Source organism: Geobacter sp. (assembly GCA_009684525.1).
Taxonomy (GTDB): domain Bacteria; phylum Desulfobacterota; class Desulfuromonadia; order Geobacterales; family DSM-12255; genus Geoanaerobacter.
Genome location: WKKR01000004.1, coordinates 155,071 through 181,525, shown reverse-complemented (window position 1 = coordinate 181,525; position 26,455 = coordinate 155,071). Strand labels below are relative to the sequence as shown.

General features: G+C 56.7%; 19 protein-coding genes. 15 read left to right on the top strand and 4 right to left on the bottom strand.

Annotated features, from left to right (window positions below):
- Positions 1-89 precede the first annotated feature (89 nt).
- The 8 genes from GJT30_14130 (at position 90) to GJT30_14095 (ending at position 15,192) form a co-directional block, all read left to right on the top strand.
- The gene (locus tag GJT30_14130; protein ID MSM40750.1) at positions 90-827 is read left to right on the top strand and encodes a hypothetical protein; all 738 of its coding nucleotides are present in this window, start codon (positions 90-92) and stop codon (positions 825-827) included.
- Between the two features lie 134 nt (positions 828-961).
- Positions 962-1,501 carry a hypothetical protein gene (locus GJT30_14125; GenBank protein MSM40749.1) on the top strand — a complete coding sequence of 180 codons (540 nt, stop codon included), beginning with the start codon at positions 962-964 and terminating at the stop codon, positions 1,499-1,501.
- Between the two features lie 171 nt (positions 1,502-1,672).
- The gene (locus GJT30_14120) at positions 1,673-2,452 is read left to right on the top strand and encodes a hypothetical protein (protein ID MSM40748.1); all 780 of its coding nucleotides are present in this window, start codon (positions 1,673-1,675) and stop codon (positions 2,450-2,452) included.
- A gap of 130 nt (positions 2,453-2,582) precedes the next feature.
- On the top strand, positions 2,583-3,773 hold the full coding sequence (locus GJT30_14115; protein MSM40747.1) for a molybdopterin-dependent oxidoreductase: 1,191 nt from the start codon (positions 2,583-2,585) through the stop codon (positions 3,771-3,773).
- A gap of 9 nt (positions 3,774-3,782) precedes the next feature.
- Positions 3,783-4,121, top strand: coding sequence for a cytochrome c (locus tag GJT30_14110; protein MSM40746.1), 339 nt, complete (start codon positions 3,783-3,785; stop codon positions 4,119-4,121).
- Positions 4,118-4,612: a cytochrome P460 gene (locus GJT30_14105; GenBank protein MSM40745.1), complete on the top strand. Its 495-nt coding sequence runs from the start codon at positions 4,118-4,120 to the stop codon at positions 4,610-4,612. The genes GJT30_14110 and GJT30_14105 overlap by 4 nt, the downstream gene beginning before the upstream one ends.
- A 543-nt stretch (positions 4,613-5,155) precedes the next feature.
- Positions 5,156-13,987 (top strand): hypothetical protein, encoded by an 8,832-nt coding sequence (locus GJT30_14100; GenBank protein ID MSM40744.1) that lies wholly within the window; start codon positions 5,156-5,158, stop codon positions 13,985-13,987.
- A gap of 41 nt (positions 13,988-14,028) precedes the next feature.
- Entirely contained in the window at positions 14,029-15,192 is a 1,164-nt protein-coding gene (locus tag GJT30_14095; protein ID MSM40743.1) for a hypothetical protein, read from the top strand.
- Between the two features lie 520 nt (positions 15,193-15,712).
- On the opposite strand, the gene GJT30_14090 is transcribed toward GJT30_14095, so the two are convergent.
- The 3 genes from GJT30_14090 to GJT30_14080 all read right to left on the bottom strand — a co-directional run bounded on the left by GJT30_14090 (position 15,713) and on the right by GJT30_14080 (position 17,587).
- Positions 15,713-16,186 (bottom strand): hypothetical protein, encoded by a 474-nt coding sequence (locus GJT30_14090; protein MSM40742.1) that lies wholly within the window; start codon positions 16,184-16,186, stop codon positions 15,713-15,715.
- A 49-nt stretch (positions 16,187-16,235) separates the two neighbouring features.
- Positions 16,236-16,838 (bottom strand): hypothetical protein, encoded by a 603-nt coding sequence (locus tag GJT30_14085; GenBank protein ID MSM40741.1) that lies wholly within the window; start codon positions 16,836-16,838, stop codon positions 16,236-16,238.
- A 107-nt stretch (positions 16,839-16,945) separates the two neighbouring features.
- Positions 16,946-17,587, bottom strand: a complete 642-nt coding sequence (locus tag GJT30_14080) for a hypothetical protein (GenBank protein MSM40740.1) — start codon at positions 17,585-17,587, stop codon at positions 16,946-16,948.
- Positions 17,588-18,117: 530 nt separating this feature from the next.
- Between GJT30_14080 and GJT30_14075 the strand changes: the two genes are divergently transcribed.
- From GJT30_14075 to GJT30_14050, 6 genes are all read left to right on the top strand, one after another.
- Positions 18,118-18,867, top strand: a complete 750-nt coding sequence (locus GJT30_14075; protein MSM40739.1) for a hypothetical protein — start codon at positions 18,118-18,120, stop codon at positions 18,865-18,867.
- A gap of 44 nt (positions 18,868-18,911) precedes the next feature.
- Entirely contained in the window at positions 18,912-21,053 is a 2,142-nt protein-coding gene (locus GJT30_14070) for a DUF4034 domain-containing protein (GenBank protein ID MSM40738.1), read from the top strand.
- Between the two features lie 44 nt (positions 21,054-21,097).
- Positions 21,098-21,958, top strand: a complete 861-nt coding sequence (locus GJT30_14065; GenBank protein MSM40737.1) for a hypothetical protein — start codon at positions 21,098-21,100, stop codon at positions 21,956-21,958.
- A 99-nt stretch (positions 21,959-22,057) separates the two neighbouring features.
- Complete coding sequence (locus GJT30_14060) at positions 22,058-22,843, top strand: pentapeptide repeat-containing protein (protein ID MSM40736.1); 786 nt, start codon at positions 22,058-22,060, stop codon at positions 22,841-22,843.
- A gap of 110 nt (positions 22,844-22,953) precedes the next feature.
- The gene (locus GJT30_14055; protein MSM40735.1) at positions 22,954-23,877 is read left to right on the top strand and encodes a hypothetical protein; all 924 of its coding nucleotides are present in this window, start codon (positions 22,954-22,956) and stop codon (positions 23,875-23,877) included.
- A gap of 167 nt (positions 23,878-24,044) precedes the next feature.
- Entirely contained in the window at positions 24,045-24,803 is a 759-nt protein-coding gene (locus GJT30_14050) for a hypothetical protein (GenBank protein ID MSM40734.1), read from the top strand.
- Positions 24,804-25,166: 363 nt separating this feature from the next.
- Here the strand turns inward: GJT30_14050 and GJT30_14045 are convergent, their stop codons facing one another.
- Positions 25,167-25,319 (bottom strand): hypothetical protein, encoded by a 153-nt coding sequence (locus tag GJT30_14045; protein MSM40733.1) that lies wholly within the window; start codon positions 25,317-25,319, stop codon positions 25,167-25,169.
- Positions 25,320-25,765: 446 nt separating this feature from the next.
- Here GJT30_14045 and GJT30_14040 point away from each other — a divergent pair, with 446 nt between their 5' ends.
- A complete protein-coding gene (locus GJT30_14040) occupies positions 25,766-26,224 on the top strand; it encodes an SRPBCC domain-containing protein (protein ID MSM40732.1) in 459 nt (152 codons plus the stop codon).
- Positions 26,225-26,455: the final 231 nt, after the last annotated feature.

Below are 26,455 nucleotides of genomic sequence, written 5' to 3'. Positions count from 1 at the left end.
GTATATGCACGTTGTTAAGCAGATGAGCAATTTGGTCAAGGACTGAGTGAAGCAGATTCACTCCGGTGCAGGAGGTTTGTGAGGGGGCTATGGCTGATATTTTGACGTGGAACTTGGAAGAGCTGGGAAATCTTGCAACAAGGAAATATGGATTAGCGGCATCAACACGCCTCGCTGTATATCTCGAATCAGTCACAAAAAAAATCAACATAGCGGCGTATCATTCATTGGAATCACGGGAATTGCTGAAGGTGCTTTTTGAACATATTTCCGAGGACCAGTCATACGTCTACGGGTTCGAACTGATGTTCGGAATTATGACCGCGAACATTGACGAAGAAACGCGGGATAAATCCGCACAGTTTCATAACAATTCCTGGAAAGCTGAAGCGCACGTCGTTGCTTGCGCCTACTCAATCCATGCCATTATCGATATCATGGCCCAGGTAATCAACTGTGCTCTCGATTTAAAGATCGTTGTGAATGATGTCACGATAAACAAAGTGAGAAAAAACGTCGCGGAATACCATGATCTTTTCAATAAACTGGATGAGCTTCTGGACTATGACGAATACAAATACTTGCTGTCTTTCGTGAACAACCAGAAGCACATATTTTTCGTGCCAGTAAAATACACATTCAAGATGCAGATCGAAGAGGGAGAGAAAGCGCACGGCCTCAAGATACCTTCGTTCGAATACAGAGGCGAGCCTTATCCCGAGAAGTGGTCGGATGATTTTGTTACGACTGAATTTGTAAAATTGAAGGATAAGATAATCGAGATCGGTATTGAGGTGAACAATATACTTAAAGCTGAATTAGGATAGTTTATGGGTAAGGAAGGCGGTCTACCCTTGAAAGTGGGAAATTGAGATCGGTGTCCCAACGAGACCAGTGGCCCCGGTCGCGATAAACCTGCGCCGGGTCACCAGTGGAACCGTTATGCAAGAAAGGAATCATAATGCCTGAAAAGCATTGGATCGACTATGTGACCGCGGTTGGCGCAGTTGCTACGCCACTCTTGGTCCTATTATTAACCGGAATAGGCTGGACAATACGAAGGAACCAAGAACGACAGCATGATCTTGAAGATAAACTACGGGAAAAAAGGATCGAAATTTACAACCAGATCCTAGAGCCATTCATAATCCTTCTTACATCAGATATGGCCTGGCAGCATGACAAACAAAACAAAGGAAAAGATAAAAATGATGTCGCTTTAGGAAAACTGCTATCACTCGATTATAGGCGACAAGCGTTTAAACTTGCGCTTGTTGGCTCCGACGAAGTAGTCCAAGCTTATAATGACTTGATGCAGTTTTTCTTTTCTCAGGAGGAAAATCCTCAGGCTACTGAAGAACACCTAAAGTCGATGTTGTCATTGCTTGGGTCATTTCTTTTGCAAATTCGGAAAAGCATGGGAAACGAGACTTCAAAACTAACTAACTGGCAGATGCTTGAGTGGTTTATAACAGACGCGCGCAAACATGCAAAGTCATAACTTTCGGGTCTGCGGTCAATCGGCAGCACCTTATTAGGGGGGCCGGGGTCAGGGGGGCCGGGGTCATGCAAACATGCAAACGCATCGATATCACAATGAGTTCGCATCAGGACCTGTTTGTCGCGGTGAATATTTAGCTGTGAATAGGAGAAGTTCCGAAAGGGGGCTACTATGGAACGAATTCAGAAAGAACAAGCCGGTCGCGATACCGCAACAAGTGCAAGCCATGTGGCGCAAGGGCGACTCGCGCAGCCCCCGGCGCAAACGGGAATAGCCGCCCGCATCGACAACAGCCCCCGGATGATCGCTCAGCGCAGGCTGTTGCAAGGAATATTCGGCGGTGTCGCACAGCTCGGGGAGGCGCCGGGTGAGGTCCACCAAGCCAACGCCGGGTCCATGAGCAATCAGGCAAATACAATTCAATGTTACACATACGGGCCAAGCACGACGAGAACTGTCACCGTGACGGGGAAGGCGAATACGCGAACGTTCGAGGAATGCACCCATAATTCCGTTGAGTTTCTGGCCGGCGAGGTAATGCCTGCCACGGGCACGGCTACCAAAGCGCCTGCAGCGTGGGAGGGGTGGTTGACGAACAAGAAGGGTGGACACAACGCAACGCAGCTTCATGTCGTCAATAGGCGTTGGGGTGGACTGGGAGGCGCGGCGGACAAGAATATCGTACCCGGCACACCGGCCGAAAACAGTCACCACTTGCACGAAGCGGAAGTAAAGTTCGACGAATGCTTCGACGGTGCGAAGAAGGCGAAAAACAATTGCAAGTACGAGTGTTCAGTGACTCCGTCATATGGTCCGGCGGTAGATGTGAAGGGAGGGAACGTTGACTGTGGCGACCCAGCCGTAGTGGCGAAGATTACGAACGGCGGCGTTAGCAAATCTTACCCGGTTACGGTCGGCGCCGACGGTCTTACCTTCAAAGAAGGAAGCTGACAAAGAAGGGCAATGTCTCCAATTGCATCAGGCTGTCAAAGAGTTCACACTGCCGGAAATTGCGGTACACTTATCCTGATTTCGTCAGGTTACGGCTCTTGCGATGACTACCATGCCAAGGGGGCACGCCATGAAGTTCCAGGACCTTACCCGCAGGGATTTTCTGAAGACCGTCGGCATCACGACCGCCCTGGCAGCCACGGGGACCATTCCGCCGGTCCTGTACGCCGGGGAGCGAAGGCTGGTCGGTTACCCGGAGAAGGCCGACCTGCTCCTGCTCACGTCGCGTCCGCCGCAACTCGAAACCCCCCTTAGATATTTCAAGGAGCTGATTACCCCCAACGAGGCGATGTTCGTGCGCTGGCACCTCGCCAACATCCCCACCTCGGTCGATCTTGCTACCTGGCGCCTGAAGGTGCACGGGGCTGTCGAAAAGGAGCTCTCGCTCTCCCTCGATGACCTGAAAAAATTCGAAAAGGTCGGGTACACCGCGGTCATGCAGTGCGCCGGCAACGGCAGGAGTTTTTTCGAGCCGCCGGTATTCGGTGGCCAGTGGCTGAACGGCTCCATGGGGAATGCCGTCTGGGGCGGGGTGCGGCTCAGGGATCTCCTCCATGCCGCCGGACTCAGGCCGGGCGCGGTCGACGTGGTTTTTGCCGGGCTCGACAAGCCGCCGATCCCGTCGGTGCCACCCTTTGCCAAGGCCCTGCCGCTCGACAAGATGCTGGAGGACGACATCATCGTCGCCTACGAGATGAACGGCCAGGAGCTGCCGATGCTGAACGGTTTCCCGGTCCGGCTGGTCGTGCCGGGGTGGTATGCATCCTACTGGGTCAAGTCCCTCTCGGACATCGAGGTTCTGTCCCAGCCGTTTGAAGGCTTCTGGAAGAAGTCCGCCTACCGCATTCCCGACACCCCCTGCGGCTGCGTCGAGCCGGGCGCGACACCCGCGAAAACCATCCCCATCAACCGCATGACGACCCGCTCCCTGCTGATCGATCCTGAGGACGGCACCCGCCTGAAGGCGGGGCAGTCGGTCGAACTGATGGGGCTGGCCTTTTCCGGGGGGTACAGCGTCAAAGAGGTGCTCGTGTCGGTGGATGCCGGCGAGACCTGGCGCCCGGCCCGGCTCGGCAAAGACCTCGGCCGTTACTCCTGGATCCAGTGGCATTACCCCTGGCAGCCGCAGATGCCGGGGAGCCATGCGGTCATGGTCCGGGCGATCAACAGCATCGGCGAGTCGCAACCGCTGCAGAGCCTCTGGAATCCCAGCGGGTACCTCTGGAACAAGATCGAACAGCACCACTTCGTGGTCGTGTAGGGAGGGAGAATGAAACCGATTGCGGTCATGCTGATCATCGCCTGTTGTGCGGCATCTGCCGGCGCAGCGGAGAAGGGGCTGGTCATCGACGGTTCCAAGCGGAGCATCACGCTGCCGGCTCCGACGGTGACCCTGAAGAAAGGGAAGGGGATGGAGCTCACCCGGAGCTACTGTGCCATCTGCCACAGCCTCGATTACATCACCACCCAGCAGAAATTCCCGAAGGCCAGATGGCAGGCCGAGGTCGCCAAGATGGTCAAGGTCTATGGCGCGCCGATCAACGAAGAGAACGCCAGGATCATCGTCGACTACATCACCACTGCCTACGGAAAAGGAGATCGATCATGAAACGAGTCCTTGTCGCATTCCTCGCCCTGCTGTGCCTCCCGGTTGCCTCCTCCGCCGCCAGCGCGCCGGTCGCCCCCAGCGGGATCGCCCTGTTCGAGGATTACCAGACCTGGCAGGTCATCGCCCCTTCCTACCGCGAGGACAAGAAGCAGATCCGCGTCATCCTCGGCAATCCGATCGCCTACCAGGCAATGCGCGCCAAGGTCCGGCCGATGCCCGACGGCGCGGTGCTCGCCAAGATCGCCTGGACGATCAAAAAACACCCCAAATTCCCGGTTGCCACCGAACCGGATGCCTTCTACCAGGTCGAGTTCATGGTCAAGGATGCGGCCAAGTACCAGGCGACCGGCGGCTGGGGATTCGCCCGTTTCGTCGGGAACGGCCTGAAGCCGTACGGCAAGGACGCCGGTTTTGTCCAGGAGTGTTTTGGCTGCCATACGCCGGTGAAGGGGAACGATTACCTCTTTACCAGTTTTGCGCCTCTGCCGTAAGCAGCAGGGGAAGTTCGTCTTCATCCAGCAGAACAACCAGGTAAAACCGGGCAATACGATGCCAGCTTGAGTCTGAAACATATGTCATTACGTGCATGAAGATACATGATTATTTTTCATGATTCGTGGCATTGGATGACACAACGATACCGTCTTTTCTGGTAACTCCAGAGATACTTGCTGCTTTGCCATACATGGCTGCTGCAATGACATAACAGGCCATAATTGTCGTTGCAAAGAGGGAATATCTGGTGTAATAATCCTTGCTGTTTCACTGTCTATGTGATGAGGTAAGGATGCGAGGGCAAGACGCAATTCCCGGAGGATTCAGGGCCGCACCGGTCAGTTGAGAGCTGACCGGTGCGGCTTTTTTGTTGCGGTGGCCAGGCGACAGATTCTCTTTTCGCGAAAAAACAAATGTGCAATAGCAGACGGGATGCGGCACAGCAGGTGAGAGCGCTCGTTTTTTCCCCAGACGGCACATGTCCGGCTATCCCCGGAAAACCGTTTGGAAATTTTTCTTCGTAATAAAGGAGTCATGCAATGAGATGCGCCATGTGGACCGTCAGGGAGCAATCGGGGAGGATCAAGCACGGGGCTTTTTCTCCGCCCAGCGGCCTGAAATGGCTGATACTGGCGATCTTCATGGTCATGGCGGCAGTGGCGCCGGTCCTGGCCGAGAGCAGCATCGACGTGACCCCGCCGGTAACCACTGCCACCCCGGCTGGCGGCACGTACGGTAATCCGTATGTCTATCTATCCTGCTCCGACGGCACCGGCAGCGGTTGTGCCGCCACTTACTACTGCCTGGGTGCAGGCTGCACGCCTGTAACCGCTTTTTCGTACAGCATCCATATCACCAGCTCAACCGATCTCCGCTTCTATTCCATCGACCAGTCCGGAAACAGCGAACCGGTAAACACTGCCTCCTATACCATCGACGCGACCCCGCCCGAGACAACGGCAACGGTCGGCAGCGGCATTTATTCCTCCACTCAGAGCGTGAGCCTGGTGTGCAGCGACGGCACGGGCAGCGGTTGTTCGGTCACCTCCTACTGCCTCGGCAAAGGATGTTACCCATCTACCCGGTACACCGGGCCGATCAGCATCTCATCCTCCACGTACCTCAACTATTATTCGCTGGATGTCGCTCTAAACCGGGAGAGCACAAAGACCGAACGGTACACGATCCTCACCGCTCCGCCGGTCGGCATCTACGTACCTGCCGACCAGGCGACGATCCAGGCCGCCATCGACGGGGCCAACGACGGCGATACCGTCCTGGTGGCACCCGGCACCTACGTGGAAAACATCGACTTCAAGGGGAAGGCGATCACGGTTGCCAGTACCGGCGGGGCTGAGGTCACCATCATCGATGGCAACAAGGCAGGAGCGGTGGCTGCCTTTATTACGGGAGAAGCGCAAACCACCATCCTGGACGGATTCACCCTCAGGAACGGCTATGTAGGGCAGACATATCCAACCTATGGTCGTGGCGGAGGCATCTATATGTCCTCTGCCTCTCCCACGATCAGCAACAACAGGATCACTGCCAACACCGCGAGTGACGGCGGCGGCATTTACGTGACCAATGGCGCGCCACTCATTCGCAACAACGTCATAACCAGCAACAACAGCGGCTATGGAGGTGGCGGCATTTCTCTGTATGGGGCTGCGGGAGCCCAATTGATCGACAACACCATCTCCGGCAACAACGCATCGAACGGCTCCGGCGGGGGAATCTACTCAAACGGTTCCGGTAAATTTGTCATCCGGGGCAACAGGATCCTCGACAATACCACCACCTATAACGGCGGCGGAATCGCCATGGTAAACACCAGCAGCCCGGAGATCATCCAGAACCTGATCACCGGCAACAGCGCCGGCAGTGGCGGTGGCATCCACTGGTCGACCCCCACCAGTGCCCCTGGCATTGTTCTGGTGAACAACACCATTGCCGCCAACGACGCCGCACTGGGCGGGGGCATCTTTGCGGGCGGTTATGATGCCAATGCCCTGCTCATGAACAACATCGTCCTGGCCAAGCCCGGACAGGCAGCGCTGTACTGTGACAGTGCCTATGACAATCTCTCGCCGCAGTTGAAGAACAATCTGATCTTTACGCCCGACGGCAGCGCCTACTCCGGCATCTGCACCGACCAGAACAGCATCAACGGCAATATCACCGCCGATCCGCAACTCAGCAACGCAGCCCTGGGCTACTATGGGCTGCGCCCCGGCTCGCCGGCCATCGATGCAGGGGACAATCTGGCACCGTCTCTGCCGACAACGGATCTGGGGGGGCTGCCGCGGCTGGTGGACGGCACCGGCACCGGCACGGCCCTGGTCGACATGGGCGCCTACGAGTTCGATCCCGCCTACCCGATAGCGAGTCTGCAGGGAATCCCGACCGACTTTCTGGCCACCGACTCGCTCACCCTGACCGTCGGGGGCACCGGCGTGGTCTCCTACCGTTACGCATTGGACGGGGGGGCCTTTACCGGCACCGACGCCACGGTTGCCACCCCCATCACCCTGACCGGCCTGGCAAACGGCCTGCACAGCATCGTGGTCCTGGGGAAAAATGCCCAGGGCCTGGAACAACTCCTGCCATCGGCAACTGCCGTCACCTGGCTGGTGAACACCGAGACCACCGATCTGGTCTTCACATCCGGCGGCACGGCTCCATGGTTTATCCAGGCAGCTGTCAGCCGGGACGGCATCGCCTACCAGAGCGGCGCGGTTGCCAGCAACCAGTCGAGCTGGCTGGAGACCACGGTCACCGGTCCCGGTGCCATCCGGTTCTGGTGGCAGGTCTCCTCCCAGTCATATTACAGCCCGCTCACGTTCAGCATCGACGGGACCGCCCAGGCCAGCATCAGCGGCGAAGTGGCCTGGCAACAGAAGGCTTATGACATCCCTGCGGGTAGCCACACCCTGCGTTGGGAATATGCGGTCAGCGCGTTCCTCTATACGGGGGCCAATGCTGCCTGGCTGGACCAGATCGGCTTCGAGGCGGGAACCTCCATAGACATTACCCCGCCGGTCACCACTGCCACACCTGCCGGCGGCCCGTACAATGCCAGCCAGAGCGTGACCCTGACGACAAACGAACCAGCCACCATCTACTACACCACCGATGGCACCACTCCGACGACTGCATCCAGCCAGTACGGCACGCCGATCACCATCAGCACCCCCACCACCCTCAAGTTTTTTGCCGTCGATGGGGCCGGCAATATCGAGGCCGTGAAGAGCGCTGCCTACACCTTCGACACCACCCCCCCCACGACGACTGCCAGTTATGGCACCGGTGTCTATGGACCGATCACACCGTATCTGTACTGCAATGACGTGAGCGGGTGTGCTGCGACCTATTATTGCCTCGGGAGCGGCTGCACCCCGACGACGGTTTTCAGCGGTTTTGTCCCGATCTACTCTTCGACCGATCTCCGCTTTTATTCGGTCGACCGTGCCGGGAACAGCGAGCCGGTAAACACCGTCTCCTATACGATCGATCCCGATCCTCCGGTCACAACGCCCAGCGTCGTCGACGGCATCTATGCCGCTCCCCAGAGCGTGGCCCTTGCCTGCAGCGACGGTACGGGAACCGGTTGCTCCACAACCTACTACTGCCTTGGCCAAACCTGTTCCCCGAACACCCCGTATGCCGGACCGATCGACGTTTCCTCCTCTGCCTACCTCAGATATTACTCGCGGGACACGGTCTTAAACCAGGAACACCTGAAGACCGAGCGGTACACGATCCTCACCGCTTTGCCGGTCACCATCAACGTACCTGCCGACCAGTCGACGATCCAGGCGGCCATCGACGGGGCCAACGACGGCGACACCGTCCTGGTGGCACCCGGCACCTACGTGGAAAACATCGACTTCAAGGGGAAGGCGATCACGGTCTCCAGCAGTGGCGGGGCTGAGGTCACCATCATCGATGGCAACCTGGCGGGTCCGGTCATCACCTTCAGTACGGGAGAGTCCCTCACCAGCATTCTCGACGGCTTCACCATACGAAACGGCAAGGCATGGTCCAGCGCCCCGGCGTACGGGAACGGCGGGGGCATCTATATCTCTTCAGCCTCCCCCACGATCCGCAACAACAGGATTACGGGCAACAGCGCGAGCGAGGGGGCCGGCATCTACCTCTTCTCCGGTTCTCCCCTCATTCAGCACAATCATATCAGTCGCAACCACAGCCTCTTATACGGCGGCGGCCTGGGCATGGAACTGGCCGTTGGGGCACGAATCCTGGACAATGTCATCACCGACAACAGCAGCGACTACGCGGGGGGCGGCATCAGCATATACTATGGCAACGACGCAACCCTCAGCGGTAATGTCGTCACGCATAATACAGCCCTGCAATCCGGCGGGGGGGTCTGGACAATCGGGTCACCATGGCTCAGGCTCGTCCAGAACCTGATCGCGGACAACGTGGCGAAGAACGGAAGCGCTCTTTTCTGCATCGATACGCATAATACCCTTCTGGCTGGCAACACTCTCTTCGACGACAACAGCGATCAAGGATCGGTCGTGTACATTGATACTGACATCCCCTTGGGCCTCTTTGCCAACAATATCGTCATGGCCGCAGGGAGCAGGACAGCCGTTTCCTGCAGCCTGAGCGATTCAGCAGTGCTGGAGTTCAGCCACAATGCGGTCTATTCCGCGTCAGGAGCCGCCTATGGCGACACCTGCACCGACCAGAACGGCGTAAACGGCAACATCACCGCCGATCCTCTGCTCATCGCCCCGGCATTCGGCTACTACGGCCTGCGTTCCGGGTCGCCGGCCATTGATGCCGGCGACAACGGCGTCTCGTCCCTGCCGGCCACCGACCTGGACGGTCTTCCCCGGATCGTCGACGGCACCGGCCAGGGGGTGGCCTCGCTCGACATTGGTGCCTACGAATTCGATCCGGCCGGGGTGAGGGCGACCCTGTCCGGTGTGCCGGTCGGCGCCACGCAGGAGACCTGGGCAACCATCTCCGTCGGTGGCACCGACATCGTTTCCTATCGCTATGCCCTGGACGGCGGCGACTTCACCACCATCGACACCCCGGTTGCCACCCCCATCAGCCTGACCGGTCTGGGGGGCGGCACCCATGCCATTGCCGTCATCGGCAAGACCTCCAGCCGCGAGCAACAGATCAGCTCGGCGACCGTTGCCGAATGGACGGTCGACACCATTGCGCCGGTCACCACGGCATCGCCGGCCGGGGGGTCCTTCTCGGTTCCCCAGACCGTGACCCTTGCCTGCAGAGACGGCTCAGGCAGCGGCTGCGCCGGTACCTTCTGGTGCCTCGGTGGCGGCTGCTCCCCGACAACTCCCTACACCGCCCCCATAGCCGTCAACGCCACGGCAGGTCTTCGTTTCTACTCCGTGGACACCTTTGGCAACCGGGAAGAGGTCAGGCTGGCCAGCTTCACCCTGGTCGGCACCATTTCCGGCCGGGTCATTGATAGCGGTACCGGTGCCGGCATCCCGAATCTGTACGCAACCGCATACAACGCCGCTACCGGTGTTACGGCCGCCTACGCCCTGACGGACAGTACCGGGGCCTACCGGATTGCCGGCCTCCCGTCGGGCAGCTATAAACTCTATTTTTCTCTCAGCGGTTATGTGGGGCAGTGGTACGACGGCCAGACGGACCGTTCCGCCGCCGCCACCGTTGCCGTCACCGCGCCCAATGACACCGCGGGGATCAACGTGGCAATGGCTCGGGGGGGCGTCATCACCGGTACCGTCACCGATGCCGCTACCGGCACTTCCGTCGGAAACGTGTACGTTACCATCTTCAGCGCTCTCTCCGGCCAATATATCGGCAGTGGCTACACGGATGGCACTGGCGCCTACAGTATCGGCGGTCTGGTTCCGGGAAGCTATAAGCTCAGTTTCCAGCATTACGGCAATGACGGTTATCTGGGCCAATGGTACAGCAACGCGTCCGATCAGGCCACGGCGACCATCGTCAACGTGGCGGCGGCCGCCACCACCAGCGGCATCAATGCTGCGCTGCGGAAAGGGGGGAGCATCAGCGGCACCGTCACCGACAGCGGCACTGGTGCTGGCATTCCTTCGGCGGGCATTATCGTGTACGATGCCGCAACCGGTTCGTGGATCAAATCCGTCTCCACGGACAGTACCGGCGCGTACAGTGTCAACGGGCTCAGCGGCAGTTACAAAATCAGATTCACTGCGGCCGGTTATATCGACCAATGGTTCAACGGCAAAAGCGACCTGAACACCGCCGACAGCGTCACTGTCACCGCACCCAACCAGACATCGGGCATCAATGCGCTCCTGGTAAAGGGTGGCAGCATCAACGGCCTCGTCACCGACAGCGCCACCGGTGCCATCATTGCCGGTGCATCGGCAGAGGCTCTGGATGCCACCAGCGGCAGCTGGATCGGTTATGCCATGACGGACAGCACCGGGCACTACGGCATAACCGGTCTCCCCAGCGGCAGTTACAAGATCCGCATCAGGAAATCGGAATATGTGGAGCAGTGGTACGGCGGTGAGAGCCAGTCGAGTGCCGCCAGCATTGCGGTTACGACAGCCAACGCCACCAGCGGCATCGATGTCCGACTGATCAAGGGGGGCATCATCTCCGGTACCGTCACCGACAGGGTTACCGGTGTCGCGATATCAGCGGTTTACGTAACAGCCGAGGACGCTGCCACCGGCACCTGGAAGGGCTCCGGCAACACGGACAGCAGCGGGAATTACAGCATCAAAGGACTCTCAACCGGCAACTACAATATCCGGTTCCAGGCGCAGAGCGGTTCCGGTTATGCCACGCAGTGGTACAACGACCAGATCGGGTCTTCCTCCGCAAACACGGTGGCGGTAACCGCGCCGGCCACTGTCACCGGTATCGATGCAACCCTGGCCATGGGTGGCACCATCCAGGGCGTTGTCATCGACCGCGATACCGGCATGGCCGTCCAGAATGTTTACGTTTACGCCTATCACGCCCTTTCCGACACATTGATCGCCTCAACGGGTACCGATTCTGCCGGTTCCTACCGCTTCATCGGCCTCGCCACCGGCAGCTACAAAGTCAGATTCAGCGCAGCAGGCTATGCTGTCCAATGGTATGGCAACGCAACCGTTCAGGAAGATGCCGCCAGTGTGACGGTCACAGCCCCTGAAACGATAGCGGGCATCAATGCTGCCCTTGTCAGGGGGGGCAAGGTAACCGGCAGGATCACCGACCGGATAACCGGTGCCGGGATTGCCAATGTCTATCTCTATCTCGTCGACCGCCACACCGGCAACTGGGCGGCGAGCGGCACCACCGACCAGACCGGCGCCTATGTCATTTCCGGTCTGGTCCCAAGTTCATACCGGCTGAGAATCGAACCCTCTTCTGCCAGCGGATATTTCGCAAGCTGGTACAAGGATCAGGAACTCCCCGCCTGTGCCGAGACGATAACCGTTACGGATTCGAGCACCATTGCCGGCATCGATGCCCAGCTCGACCCCGGTGGAAGCATTTCCGGAAGGGTCACCGATGCCGCTACCGGTGCCGGCATCTCCAACACGGTCATCGGCTTTGCCAACATCACCACCAGCCCGGTGAGCGTTTCCACCGGGGGGATAGTCGTCGATGGAACCGGGGCCTACACCATCGGCGGATTGAGGAGCGGCAGTTATCGACTCACCTTCTCCGCACCTGGCTACGTGCCTGTCACTTCCGCCACGGTTTCAGTGACGGCACCCGGCGCCGTTGCCGGCACGGATGCGGCCCTGACCAGGGGAGGCGGGATCAGCGGCAAGGTTACGGACAGCATTACCGGTGCCGGCATCTATGGCGTGTCGGTCATGGCGGTCAGCAGCGTTCCGGGCTGGAGCGGCCACGGCATCTCCGACCCTTCCGGCAACTACACCATCACCGGTCTGCCGAGCGGCGACTACTACCTGTATTACGATGGCCGTGACAGCATGGGCAACGGGTATGGTTATGGCTGGTACCAGGCCAGTACGAGCAGCAAAACGGTTGCCTCCGATTTCAGCTCGATCGAGATCAATGTCGGGATAGCGTATCCCGACGACACGGTCATTCCGATCGCGTCGTCCGATGTCATAATCTTTCCGCTTCCGGAGACCGTGTCCCAACCGATTTCGGTTTCGCTGCCCACAACCTTCGTTTCCAGTGTCTCCTTCGTGCCGGCAGGTACGCCGGTCACGGTGACGGCACCGGGTACCATTACCGGCATCAACATGGGACTGAACAGGATGGGGGGGATCTCCGGCAGGCTAACCGACAGCCGGGACGGCACCTCTCTCGACTGGATCTCGGTCAGCGTCTACGACGCCACAACCGGTGTCAGGGCCGGCAGCACCATCAGCAATCTGGACGGCTCCTACAGTGTTGGCGGACTGCCGAGCGGCATCTACCGGGTCCAGTTCAGGAGCCTGTCGGGAAACAGGTTCTATCCCGCTTCCTGGTATGGCAGTTCGGCATCCTTTCCGGCAGAGGTAAGGGTGACCGCGCCCGATACCACTGCGGGCATCGATGCCTCCCTCGTTGCCGGGGGGATCATTGCCGGCTCGATATCCACGACGGTCTGTCCCGGTCCGGATCTGGTACGGGTCAAGGCCTATGACGCCGTCAGCGGCGTCCTGGCCGGTGATGCCCTCGTCGGCATGAATTATTCGGACCGGTTCACGCTGGCAGCGCTTCCTGCGGGGAGCTATAAGATCGCCGTGAGCGTCATGGAGGACGGCTTCATCGGGCAATGGTACGACAACAGTAACGATTCGACCACTGCCGAACCGGTAACCGTCGCCACCGGCATCGTCACCGACGGCATTAACCTGATTATCGCCGTTGGCAACGGCAGCATCGCCGGCCGGGTAGCCGACAGTTCCGGCGCCGCGGTCGTCAACCTTCCGATCAAGCTGTTCGACTGGTATTCGGGTGGCCTTGTCGCGGAAACGTCGACTCTATATGCCGCTGGCAGCTACAGGCTGGCCGGCATCGCCAACGGCACCTACAAGCTCTTGTTCGGAGCGTTCGGTGGCTACCCGGACCGCTGGTACCGGACCGCCAGCGAGTCGGCCGAGGCATCGCCCATCGTTGTCAGCGGCGGGGTTCCGGTTACGGGGATCGACCTGACGACGACAGGCGAGCCCGACTGCGACCTGGACGGCAGCGGTGGGTTGCCGGATCTGGTCGATGCCATCAAGGCGCTGCGGATCGCGGCCGGCCTCCAGGCTGTCACTCCGGAAAACCTCGCCCACGGCGATGTTTCACCGCTGATCAACGGCAAATCGGCGCCCGACGGCAGGATCGATATCGGCGATACGGTCCTCATCCTGCGCCGGGTCATCGGCATTCCCTGGTAGATACCGGCTTGTTAGCCACAACCTTACGGAGATATTCGCATATGAAAACATTCGGCCATCTTTTGCTCATACTCTTTCTCCTGCTCCTCCTGGCCGGTTGCGGAGGCGGCGGGGGAGGCGGTTCATCGTCCGCCATTGTCAGCGGCGTTGCCTCCAAGGGGATCATCCGCAACGGCACGATCAGGATCTACGCCCTGACCGCCGACGGCAGCAAGGGTTCACTCCTTTTGGAAACGACCACCGACAATAGCGGTGCCTATCGGGCCGATATCGGCAGTTACCGGGGTCCGCTGCTGGTGGAGGCGAGCGGCAGCTACACCGACGAGGCGACCGGTGCAACCGTGGAGATCGCGGCTGCTGCGCCCCTGCGGGCCGCCATCACCGCGCAGTCCAGTAGTCTGACCGTTTCCGTGACTCCATTGACCGAACTGGCCGTACGGAAAAGTGAGGACCCCCTGACCCACCGGATTACCGTGAACGCCATCGAGACGAACAACGCACTGATTTCAGAGATCTTCCGGGTCGATGCTCTTGGCACCCTGCCGGTGGATGCCCTGTCTGCGGTCGACGGTACCGAGAGCCAGAAGGAGTATGCCCTGGTCCTGGCAGCCGTGGCCAAACTGATGCAGAGCAGGGGGACCGATCTCTCCACTGTTCTGACCAGTCTGAAAGATGCCATTGGCACCGACAACCGGCTCGACGTGACCGTGGCAGCTGAACTGCAGACCGCCCTGGTCGAATTTGCCGCCAGCGCCGCCAACATGACCGGCATAACGGATATTTCCGCCACCCCCCTCATCAACATCGGCTGGGGCATAAAGACCCTTTCCATCGCCACCACCGGGGCAACTGGGCAGATTGCCGGCATAGGCACTACCATAACCCTGCCAGCGGGGGTCACGGTCAATGCGGATGCAAGCGGCGCCATTGCGTCCAGCGTGCTGACGACCTCGGGGGCAGCACAGGGGCTCGCCATCCTGGCCGGTCGTTACGTTCCGGCCACTGACAGCCTGCGCGCTACCGTCAGGATCGCGGTTGTTTCCGCCACCGCATTCGACGTGGGCGGATTTGCCACGCTCACGTGCAACATTGCCCCGGATGCGGTATCCATTGCCGCCGCCGACTTTACCGTCTCGGAGCTGACTGTCGTGGACGTCAACACGAATGTCATCCCGGCGGGCATTGCATTGACCCTGTCGCCATAACAAGATCAACGGCATGGTGCTCGCCGCGACCAGATTCCTGCAGGCAGATATCGACGATACCTGACTGGCCCTCAGAGACTGTCATTGAGGTGAGACGCTGAAAAAAGGGTGTCGTGACAGGGTGTGTCGCGGCCCAAACCTCAACCATCTGCATGCTCGAAAAGATCAGGATGAGAAGCTGGGACCGCTTCCGGCGAGCACGCAACCGGTGGGGCAACAGGAGGGGCGCAGTACTGAATTTTCCGATATGAAGGTGATGATCTTCCAGACCTGCGAAGAAGCCACCAAGGCGGCGGCAGAGTTTCAGCAATAGTGAAAGGGTACACAGCCTGTTCGTTGCAGATCATTGCCTTGATTGAAAGGAGGGTCTCGGTGTTTTTGAGGACCGTTCCTGTGGAAGCCATAAAATCGATGGAGACGTTTCAGGCAGCACTCAGAATAGCTAGGGGGGAGATTACCACTGATCTCCCGGCTGCCATGAAGAGGATCGATCTACTGTGGCATGAATTGGGGAAATGAGTCAGGCGAGGCGTAACCGCCCAAGAGATGCATGTGCACTTCCCCCGTTTATGTCCGGCACAATTACCAGTTCGATTGCGGTCACTCCGGCCAGGTCAACAGTATAGTCTTCTATCTCCTGGGATGTATCCTGAGGGGTGAAATTGTATTGTTGACGTACAATGTCTTCGTACGATCGGCCAACGTCCGGGGACCATCGCAGAACGAATTCTTGAGTTCGCTGCTGCTCACCTTCGTGGAACACCAGGTGAACACGTCTGATGTGAAGCGGTTCGTCAAACAGCAGCCGAATAGTCTGCCGACCAGGTTCCGATGCACGCCAGCCAGATCCCCCGAAAGGATTCAACGCCGACTCAATGGGATGAGAAGATTCTTCGGAGGTGAGTTCGACTCGAGCAATGTTTGGGAGATCGAGCCAATTCATTTCAGGTGAAACGATCCCTTTGTTTTCCTGTCCGATTATACTCTTACGCATTTGTTAACCTCCTGTGGGATTGGTACCGTCAATGGATCTCCCGACGTCCTCACGGGTTCGGCCCAAGGCCAAGGGTGACCGGCTTGTAGACGAGGATCAGGACCCCCACCTTCTCGCTCAGGCCCATGACCGGCGACACAACCATGATTTCACCATTATCCCGGGTAGTGAGGGTAGTGCTCTCCACTTGCAGCACCTCTGCCGGGAAGGAGTCCGTAATGGAGGCGCCTTCGAGTTTCTTGTTCGTTGCCGCCATTACCTTGCCATCAGGTCTGGCGACGACAAGTTCCTTCATGTTTTTTTCTTTGATGAATTGTGCCAGATACTGGTTGACCTGATCGTAATTGTCCCTGATCATCTCGCTACGCACCGCCCAGGCCAATGGAACTGCAACAAGCTGAAGATATGTTTTGTTCTGCTCGTCGATAACCTGTTCGGCTCTTTGCGTCAGGTCGGCTTTGGCCCTGGCCACCTCCATGTTCTTCCAGACATAGGTCCCGGCCACGGCAACAATGAGTAGAAGGATTACGATGAGATACCAGTATTTCAATACCTTGTTGTCCGACGGCGGTTTGGGCGCCGGTTTCTTCGCTTGAGAATCGTTGCCCTCCTGGCTGGATGATGCCGCCGGTGCGTTCTTTTCCGTTGTCATGGTATATTCCCCTTTCGTAACCACGATTGATTGTGGAAATATGGTTGTCTACTGACAGCTTCTTGCCGTTATGCGTTCAAGTCTTCGATTGAACATTCATGCCGGCATCAGAACTTGCTCCGGTCGCCGCCAGAGGAACGTTCGAGCCGCTTTTCACGAATGTGCCGATCCTCAATGCCTGCCTTCTCGGCAAGCTTTTCGTCCACATAGATGATCACGACGTCGCCACCGATCATCTTCCAGTTCGATTCCATAGTAACCATGTCTCCGCCACCTTTCCAGGCATGGCGCTGTACATTACGCATCTTATCTACCAGTTGCCCGACAAGGCTGTCTGCCGTAGGTTCGCTCTGGTCCTTGTATTTTTTGTCGAGCTGCCGTGCAATGGTATCAGCCAGCACCTCCATGTCGGCCTTTTCCGATGAGAGCGGCAGGACGATCGTCACACGAAGTGTGTGTAGCAGACGGCTCTCCGGCGTAAAGGAAAAGAGTATTTTTGCGTCATAACCCATGAGCTTGGTTTCGCTGCGGTACTCCACCCTTACCGCCAACTCCTCCGGCTCACTTTTCCCGAAAAAAGAGAACCCTCCACTGTCCAATTCAACTGAAGCGCCTTTCTCCTTTCCAACCTCGATGACCTTGGCGATTTTCATTCCGGATTTCCAAACGTCGAACACAAATCCATCGGCGCACGAAACCGAACCGAGAAGGAGAAGAAGGGCCAGTTGCCACGATAACCTCAAAATCATTCGACTATCCCCCCGCTCTTATTAATCCTGTATTCTTCATGATTTCGCCGATTCTCATGTAATTATACAGGGGAAGCCATGATTGACAAATGCCCCGAACCCGAGCCAGAGGGCACTTTCTTCAGGCCGATCAAGGTGAGGACAGGGCATTTTATGACAATGTGCATCAAATTGTATTATTATCTCTCATGATTCAACTATTGGCATGACACAGCGGTTAGTACTACTGACTAACCACGGCTAATCGTTACTGCTTTGTCGAGAGTCGCAGTACTAATGTGTATTGATGACTACAATTGCCCTTGCAAAACCGAAATAACTGGTGTAGTAATCCTTATTATTTCACTGCTTATGTGAAGGGATGAGGATGCAAGGGCGAGGGCAGCAATTCCCGGAGGATTCAAGGCCGCGTTGGTCAGTAAAGAGCTGACTGGCGCGGCTTTTTTGTTTTAAGGCCGATATCCGGGCAGCATGCAAGTTGGGGATTGACGCTGCCTGCAATAGCCAGTTTTAGCGGGGGGGGTAGGGCGATGATTGCACGACATGCCAGGTACGGAAGAGTGGCGGGCATCGGCCTTGCCGTGCTGGTTGCCTTTTTTTCCGGCAACTGCGCGGCAGAAGTCCGGTCGCCGGACCGCGCCGTGGAGATCGTCGGTTCGGTGCTGCAGGCCTATGGCGGCACAAAGGCCGTTGCGAAGATCAGGTCGGTGAAGGCCACGGGCAGCATCGCCGAGTTCATGACCGGGAGGAGCGGCGCCTATGCCCGTTACCTGGAGCGCCCCGGCAAGCTGCGTATCGAGATCATGCCCGGCCAGGAAGGGGAGGTACGCATCCTCGACGGCGGCCGCGGCTGGCAGCTGGGCCGGAGCGGCTTCGAAGCGTCGAATCCGGTCATGGTCCAGTCGATGGTCTACCAGTACTGCTACCTTGACCTGCCGATGGGGTTTGCCGACGGGAGCTACCCGGTCAGCTATGGCGGCGTGCACAAGCTCGGCAACCGCGAGACCTACCAGTTGAACCTCAGACTGAAGAACGCGCCGGAACTGCACGTCTTCATCGACACCAAGAGCCGTCTGATCGTCAGGGTCTCTTCGCGCTTTGCCATGGGCGGCATGGGCGTCGGCGAGCTGGCTACGGAATACGGCGACTTCCGGGCCGTGGACGGGGTGCTCTTCCCCCATCGGTTGACCAACTATGCCGGCGACGTCAAGCTGTCGGAGATCGACCTGAGCGAGATCAGCGTCAACGGGAAGATCCCTGCGTCGCTTTTTGCCCCGTAATGCCACCGGGAAAATAGGGATGGGGGTGTCCCCTCGGTGGTTCGATGCGGTCAACATTTTTTCTGACAAGGAAGGAAAACATGAACGTAGTCAGGCAGTACACGTTGATACTGTTCGTGATAATGCTCTGTATTGCTGGAGGTGGGCATCGGGCAGCGGCTTTTGAGGCGGCGGAACTGGCGGACGGGCCCGTTGCCAAGGGTCATTTCAAGCGTCAGGTGACGGCCCTCTTCTATCAGGACAATTTCAGCGCTCTTGAAGAGATGGCTGTGAAGCTCAGGTCAGAAAAAGCAAAATTTCCTGATGGAACATGGCAGCTGTACAGTTTCTATGATGGCTTCGCCCATCCGCGAAATAGGTCGGATGAAGGGTGGCAGCGTTTCCTGTCCCGTTTCGACAGCTGGCTGGCGCGCTATCCCGATTCGGTAACGGCGCGAACCGCCGCGGCAACCGCCTGGATGGCGTACGGATGGCAGGGGCGCGGCGGCGATTATGCCGACAAGGTCACGCCGGAAGGGTGGCGACTGTTCCGCGAGCGGCTGCAGAAGGCGTACGATTATGCTTCAATAAAGCCAAAAAAACTGGCCGACGACTGCCCGCAGCGCTACGATATCCTCCTCTCCCTCGGCGTCTATCAGGGTATGGACCGGTTCCATTTCGAGTCGCTGTTCAATGAGGCAACCTCATCGTTCCCCGAGTACAACCTCTATTATTACCAAACCAAGGCAGGCTATCTCCGTCCGAGCTGGCACGGCAGCATGGCAGAGTTGCAGGAGTTCCTGAGCAAGACCGCCAGCCTGCCGCCGGAACTGGGCGTGAAGGGTATCTATGCCATCATCGTGGCAACATACTGGGGGCTGGAATTCACTTCATTCGAAAAGGACCGCATTCCCTGGCAACTGGTCAAGCAGGGCTTCGAGGACCTGCGCCGCAAGGCTCCCCGCTCGCCCATCTTACTGAACATGTACTGCGAAGTAGCCTGCCGCGCCGGCGATCGGGAAACGGCACGGGCGCTGTTTCGGGAGATCGGCGACCGTCCCTATCTGGAATCCTGGAACTATCTGCTTCGGCCGGCTGAGTTCCTGAAATGGCGCGATTGGGCATTTGCCGGCGAGAAGACCGCATGGGACACGACATTTGCCAACGGCACGGAGGACTTTCGGCAGCAATTCCTCTGTGCCGAAAAGGGGGATGCCGAATGTCAATACCAGGTGGGCCTAATGCTGGAACGTGGAGATGTGGTCAAGAAGGACCTGAATGAGTCGGTGATCTGGTTTAAGAAAGCCGCTCTGCAGGGGCATCGTTACGCGCAGTTATTGCTGGCATCGTATTACTTCAACACGGAGAAGGATGGACAGCGGCAATATGCGGAGGCCGCCCGCTGGGACTACATTGCAGCCATGCAGGGGGACAGCAATGCCGCAAGCTCACTCGGTCGTATGTACATGAGCGGTAACGAACTCGCCCCGGATCTAATCAAGGCCTATGTCTGGTATAGCTTGGTCACGCAATGGAAAGATCCGCATGTAAAGGAAATCGCCGCCAAGCTCACTCCAGAGCAGCTTGGCGAAGCCGAGAAGGAGATCAGTCAGTTGCGGGCCGCCATCAACGCCAACATGAGAGCCGCCGAGGTCAGGCCGATCGATCCCTCTACCATCAAGGTACCGGAATTCAAGCAAGTGCCGCCGGTGGTGTTTGTAGCAGCGCCCCAGCTCAAGCTTCCCACCGGCAATCTGCTGACGGGCATCACGTGGGCACTGTCCGGCGGTGCCTCTTTCGACGGCACAACCCTTACGATAAAGGGCAAAGGAGACGCTACTGCAAAGATGAAAGTCACGCCTGCCACTGACGGCTGTGTGCTGATTGGCATGCGCCTGCGACTGCCGCCTACCGAGCAGAACGGGAAAGCAGCTCCTTTTTTGATGGCCAGCATGATGAACGGCACTTTCGAGGAGAGTCAGCGGATCTACATGGGGCTGGTGGGCCCTCTGCCGGTGAGTGCACAACCGGTTCCCTGGTACAAGGTGCATAAGGTCGAAGCGAATGCCTTCGACGGGGTGAAGGTCCGTCTCGGAATGGTGGCACAGCCGGAGGAGCAGCATACTGAATTTACGGACATGCGGGTGATGATCTTCAAAACCTGCGAAGAGGCAAGCAAGGCCGCGGAAGGGTATCAGCGGCAATGATCGGAAAAAGTTTTCCGCATTTAAATGAAACAGAGGAGCTTCAGATGCATTGTCGCCGCTGGTTGTTGTCGCTGATCTGCCTGGTCATGTTGGTCTTCCCGGCTCTCGCTGCTGCGGATACCCACGAGGAGCTGGTTGCCCGCTATATCGAGCTGTCCGGGTTGAGCGAGGCGCTTGCCTCCGTTCCCGGCACCTTCGATGCGCTCGCCAACCAGAAGAGCCTGACCTCGAAAAATTCGGAAGCGGAGCAGAAGGTCTACCGGATGATGAAGGAATCCTTCGACGTCAGGCAGGCCGAGGAGGACCTCTCCGCCTTCCTGCTGGTCAGCACGGACGAGCCCTATCTTCGGGAAATGCTGCGGTGGCTGGAAAGCCCGCTGGCCCGGAAGATCACCCGCGAGGAAACGAACGCTTCGGGTGCGGAAAGCCGGGCGGAGATGCTCCGCTACCTCGCCGACCTGCAGGACAATCCGCCGTCGCAGCAACGGATAGAACTCATCCAGGGGGTGGAGCAGGCAACCCACATGGCAGAACTGACGGCGGATATCCTCATCGAAGTCATGATGGGGATGCTGGAAGCCACGAACGCGGCACTGCCGGCGGACCGGCAGGGGGTGCCGGAAGACGCCTACCGGGAGATCGACGGGTTGCGGACGACCATCGAGAGCGGCCTGCGCGAGCAGATGGTGCTGGAGTCCTATTACACCTACCGGAACATCACCGACGCTGAACTGGCGGCATACATCGGGTTCTACGAGACAGACCTGGGGCAGACGGAGATCGAGAAGACCGGCGAAGCCCTCACCTATACCCTGAAGAACTGGTTCGACAGCTTTGTCGAACGGGTTATAGCGCTTGCCCAGGCCGAGGCGCAGAAGAGGAAGATGCAGCAGTCGGCGTTTTGAGGGGATTTAACTTGTCGACTTGGAAGACTTTGGTGCCCCTGCATGTGATGCATTGCGGAGCCAATTGAAGGGAACTATATACCACTTCCAGGGGGAGATATGAGAAATGCGTTTGCGGTAACTATTGTGTTTTTGATGACAGTTGGTACCTATGGCTACGCTTTTGACAGAATAGTTATTGAAAAGGCAAAAACATTAGGTGAATGCGAGGACTGTAATTTTGAGAAAGCAGATCTCAAAGGTGAAGATCTCAGAAATATCAAATTTGATGGGTCGAATTTCATTGATTCAGATTTGACTGGCTCAAAATTAGAAGATTGCGGAGAGTGTGACTTTACGCAGGCGAACCTGACAAACACAGATATGGTGAAGGCAAGTCTCGATGAAGCAATTTTTGTAAAAGCGGATCTGACTTCTGCTCATCTTACCGGCGCGTATATTCACAAGGGAAATTTCTCTAATGCAAACCTGACAGGTGCAGAAATGAAGAAAGTTAATGTGGAGAAAGGCAAATTCATCGGTGCAAATCTAGCAAGTACAGATTTTTCCGGCGCGAAACTGAAAGATGCCGACTTTACAGATGCAAAACTAAGAGAGTCAAATTTCTCATTTGCCGACCTGTCTTCCGTAAATTTCAACGGAATGGACCTTAGTGGTCTCAATTTCAAGGGCGCAGTTTTTCACGGGACAATCTTGGTCGGGACCAATCTCACAAAGACCGATTTCACTGGCGCAGATCTCAGCAGTTCGAAATATTCATTCACCATGGTATATGACAATTCAACTGCAAATGGTCGATTAATCGAAACATTCGCACCAATTTCATGTGCAGATCTGAAGAATGCAGGTGCAATATATAGCGAATCGACCAAATGCGCAAAATAGTGTCCGTCCGGAAAGTGTAATATCATGATATTTACCTGCACAATCACGAATATTTCACTGTGTCCCCCGATTAACCCACTGTGTCCCCCGATTAACCCTAGGAGTATAAAATGAAAATTTGTCCAATTTGCACGTCAGGCATAACTTACAGGGACCTAGAGAAGCAATCAAAAGTGATATGCTCACGGTGTGGAGAGTACATAATCACGGGTACAGCTCTAGGGATGATAAGGAATGCAGAAAGTTTGGGTGAACCACATTTCACTCCACGACAACTAGCAAATATTTCAGGTTGGCTGAAAGAAAACCCCGGTTTTACGGTTTCTTCAGATAACTTTGATTTCTTGAAAAACATTCCAACACCCTCTTTCCATGAACGTTGTGACAAATTTCTATTAAAACTTGAGTCACTGACAAGCTATGCAGGGGAACAATTGGAACAAAATGAATCCTGGCTCGCAATGGCATGGGCAATCAACGTTGAGGAGTTATACGAGATTTTGGGCTATCTCATATCAAGTGCCTTTCTGATCGATCATGGGTCTGTAATTGGAACAGCAAGAGTAAAGATTGGCCCTGTTGGATGGGCGCGGCTCGAAACCCTCAGATCAGTGAATCAAGACAGTAGTCAAGGTTTTGTGGCAATGTGGTTTGACCCTCAGATGCAGCAAATATATGAGAATGCTATTTTTACAGGTATAAGAAACGCAGGCTTCATGCCTCACCGTGTGGATCTTCGCGAGCATAACGACAAAATTGATGATGAGATAGTTGCTCAGATCAGACGGAGCAGGTTTGTCCTCGCCGACTTCACAGGGCACCGTGGAGGAGTGTACTTCGAAGCTGGGTTTGCTAAAGGTCTTGGTCTTGAGGTGATATGGACCTGTCGGGAAGATCAACTTGATGACCTTCATTTTGACATCAGGCAATACAACTGCATCACTTGGAAGGAGGAAGACCTCGTCTCCTTTAGCAAGCGAATTTCTTATAGGATAGAAGCGGTATTGGGCAGAGGAGGAATTCCGGGGACGTGATATTTAATTGATATAAGATGCCGTTTCCTTTAGACAAACAGGGGGGCGCGGGTCGCGGCGTCGGGCGCCGGGGTCAGGTGGTGAATTCCGGGGACGTGATATTTAATTGATAATAGTCTTGGTGGTGAATTCCGGGGACGTGATATTTAATTGATAATAGTCTTAACATGCCGTTTCCGTTAGGCAAATGGGAGACTTTACAGCACATGCTCAGCACCAACATCCTTTACGCAACTCTCCCCCGCAGGATCAAGGCCAGCATTATCGACGGGGTTTTCGTGCTGGCTCTGTTCATCCTCAGTCCGATGGCAATTGCGGCAATCACTGGCAGGGAGACGGGGCTGAATGCCCTTGCCATGTTTGCCCCGCTTCTTGTTCTTGAGCCGCTATTGGTCTCATTATGTGGCTTCACCCTCGGCCAATACCTCTTCGGAATTCAGGTGGTACGGCAGGACACCGGCGGGAAATGCCCGCTGTTCGCCTCGTTCATGCGGTATTACACCAAGGCTCTACTCGGTACTCTTTCGATAGCCGTCATGCTCTTCAGCAAGAAGCATCAGGCCATACACGACCATGTTGCGCAGACACTGGTTGTGCTGTCCCGCAAGAGAATTGAAAAAGATCCCGAGTTTGCCCAATACGGCGAAAGAGAGCAGATGCATGAAGACGACAGCACTTTCGCTTATCCTTCCGCCTTGAGAAGATTCAGTTTTTTCTGTTTATGGATGATTGTTGCGAGCATTTTATATGGGTTTATTGCCGAGACCGCTGCGCAAATTTTGCTGCCGGGATATACCATTGAATCGGAAAGCTTGCCTAAACCTATCGAAATAGCCGTTAATGCAATCTACTCCATACTTTTCATCAGCATAGCGGTTTTGGCTTCAAAGGGATATTTGCCAGGGGCAAAACGGAAGCAGAAGTAACAGGAATATGGGATTGAATGCAGGATGTGAAGCCTGGCTTCCAAGTTGACAAGTCAGGATTCCGGACCAAGTTCTTTAATTCCATCCAGCTCCCATTCCTTCACCACGTTGAACATGTTGTCTTGGGAACATCAAAGGGGTCGAGTCTCAATAATCAACAAAAACTACTGGTTAGTAAAATATTGAGACGAGACCCCTCGGCGATTTCTTGAAGAACTGGTTCGACACCTTTGTGCAACGGCTCATTGCGCGAGCCCAAGCCGCGGCGCAGAAGAACACAATGCCTGATGAAAAGGGCGGCCGATTCGGCCGCCCTTTCTGTTGCGTGTCCGGAGCGGGTTACGGAGGGGCTCCGGGCCTCGACTACCGGCAACAGCTGCTGGTTGCCGTGGTGGCGCAGCAGTTGTTCACCTCCGGTTCGACGCAGCATGACTTGGCTGCGATGGCGTAACCGGCAGCACCGAGAGTAAGGGTGACAACGGCAAGGACAACGATGGTACGAAGGTGTTTTTTCATGTGGTCTGTTCCTCCGGAATGATTTTGCGGGCGCGGCCCGTTACCGTGAGATATAGCATCGCCCGTGCCAGTAATGGTCATACAAAAAATGCCTGGTATTACAATGAGATGTGAAGTGGTTGCGGCCTGAAGGGAGGTGGTCTGGGTACGCCGGTAGAGGATATTCTCCTCCTTGTGAGGGATATTCCGCATAACAGGCGACGGCCGCGGCGGAAAGGAAAACCTCTGTGACCTACTTGCGGGAAATGACCATCGGGCCAGGTTCAGTTCGGCCAGCCCTTCATCGATTTCACGACAGCGCGCAACGTGGCCGGGAGTTGCATCGCTTCGGCGATGATCTTTTCAGCTGGTAGTCCCATGGTACCAATCCCACCCCCCTCCTGCTTGCTTGCACCGTGCAGGCTATAATGCGATAATTTGCATATAAAGAGCAGGAGGTGATTACCATGGTAGACATTATCCATCGTATCGGGATCAAGTCCTCTGCAGCGAAGGTCTATACGGCGTTGACAACCCTGGAAGGCCTGGGCCATTGGTGGACCGAGGACGTTTCAGGCGATGTCCGGCTCGGCGGAAAGATCAAGTTCCGCTTTCTGTCGGAGACCGGTCAGCTCATGGGGAGCATGGTCATGGAGGTGCAGGGGCTCAACGAGCGGGAAGAGGTCCGTTGGCGCTGCGTTGAGGGGCCGGATGAATGGGTTGGAACCGACATTACCTTTCGCCTGTCGGAGCAGGACGACCAGACCATTGTCCTCTTCGGCCACAGAAACTGGCGCGAGGCAACGGAGTCGATGTCCCACTGCAGCATGAAGTGGGCAACGTTCCTCCTGAGCCTGCGGGAGTATCTGGAAGCCGGGAAAGGGAAGCCATCGCCCCACGACCTGAAGATCGACAACTGGAATTGAAATCTCCGCGCCGGTTTCGGCGCAGACGATGACGGGCAAGGACGGAAAACCGGGAAGTGTCTCCGGTTTTCCGTAACAGGCCATATTCTCCGCCGCTATTGGCGGCACCGCCCGACAGACGGGAAAAAGCGGAGCCCGACGCTTTCCTCTCTCCCTCCAGTGTTGTACAATTAATCCCAGATAATATTTCCCCTTTATCCGCTCTGTGCGCGACATCTGACATGCTCTGTA

What these genes read in the sequence shown, in the direction of transcription:
- GJT30_14130 (MSM40750.1), top strand. Translation starts at nt 90, where the DNA reads ATGGCTGATATTTTGACGTGGAACTTGGAAGAGCTGGGAAATCTTGCA.
- GJT30_14125 (MSM40749.1), top strand. Translation starts at nt 962, where the DNA reads ATGCCTGAAAAGCATTGGATCGACTATGTGACCGCGGTTGGCGCAGTT.
- GJT30_14120 (MSM40748.1), top strand. Translation starts at nt 1,673, where the DNA reads ATGGAACGAATTCAGAAAGAACAAGCCGGTCGCGATACCGCAACAAGT.
- GJT30_14115 (MSM40747.1), top strand. Translation starts at nt 2,583, where the DNA reads ATGAAGTTCCAGGACCTTACCCGCAGGGATTTTCTGAAGACCGTCGGC.
- GJT30_14110 (MSM40746.1), top strand. Translation starts at nt 3,783, where the DNA reads ATGAAACCGATTGCGGTCATGCTGATCATCGCCTGTTGTGCGGCATCT.
- GJT30_14105 (MSM40745.1), top strand. Translation starts at nt 4,118, where the DNA reads ATGAAACGAGTCCTTGTCGCATTCCTCGCCCTGCTGTGCCTCCCGGTT.
- GJT30_14100 (MSM40744.1), top strand. Translation starts at nt 5,156, where the DNA reads ATGAGATGCGCCATGTGGACCGTCAGGGAGCAATCGGGGAGGATCAAG.
- GJT30_14095 (MSM40743.1), top strand. Translation starts at nt 14,029, where the DNA reads ATGAAAACATTCGGCCATCTTTTGCTCATACTCTTTCTCCTGCTCCTC.
- GJT30_14090 (MSM40742.1), bottom strand. Translation starts at nt 16,186, where the DNA reads ATGCGTAAGAGTATAATCGGACAGGAAAACAAAGGGATCGTTTCACCT.
- GJT30_14085 (MSM40741.1), bottom strand. Translation starts at nt 16,838, where the DNA reads ATGACAACGGAAAAGAACGCACCGGCGGCATCATCCAGCCAGGAGGGC.
- GJT30_14080 (MSM40740.1), bottom strand. Translation starts at nt 17,587, where the DNA reads ATGATTTTGAGGTTATCGTGGCAACTGGCCCTTCTTCTCCTTCTCGGT.
- GJT30_14075 (MSM40739.1), top strand. Translation starts at nt 18,118, where the DNA reads ATGATTGCACGACATGCCAGGTACGGAAGAGTGGCGGGCATCGGCCTT.
- GJT30_14070 (MSM40738.1), top strand. Translation starts at nt 18,912, where the DNA reads ATGCGGTCAACATTTTTTCTGACAAGGAAGGAAAACATGAACGTAGTC.
- GJT30_14065 (MSM40737.1), top strand. Translation starts at nt 21,098, where the DNA reads ATGCATTGTCGCCGCTGGTTGTTGTCGCTGATCTGCCTGGTCATGTTG.
- GJT30_14060 (MSM40736.1), top strand. Translation starts at nt 22,058, where the DNA reads ATGAGAAATGCGTTTGCGGTAACTATTGTGTTTTTGATGACAGTTGGT.
- GJT30_14055 (MSM40735.1), top strand. Translation starts at nt 22,954, where the DNA reads ATGAAAATTTGTCCAATTTGCACGTCAGGCATAACTTACAGGGACCTA.
- GJT30_14050 (MSM40734.1), top strand. Translation starts at nt 24,045, where the DNA reads ATGCCGTTTCCGTTAGGCAAATGGGAGACTTTACAGCACATGCTCAGC.
- GJT30_14045 (MSM40733.1), bottom strand. Translation starts at nt 25,319, where the DNA reads ATGAAAAAACACCTTCGTACCATCGTTGTCCTTGCCGTTGTCACCCTT.
- GJT30_14040 (MSM40732.1), top strand. Translation starts at nt 25,766, where the DNA reads ATGGTAGACATTATCCATCGTATCGGGATCAAGTCCTCTGCAGCGAAG.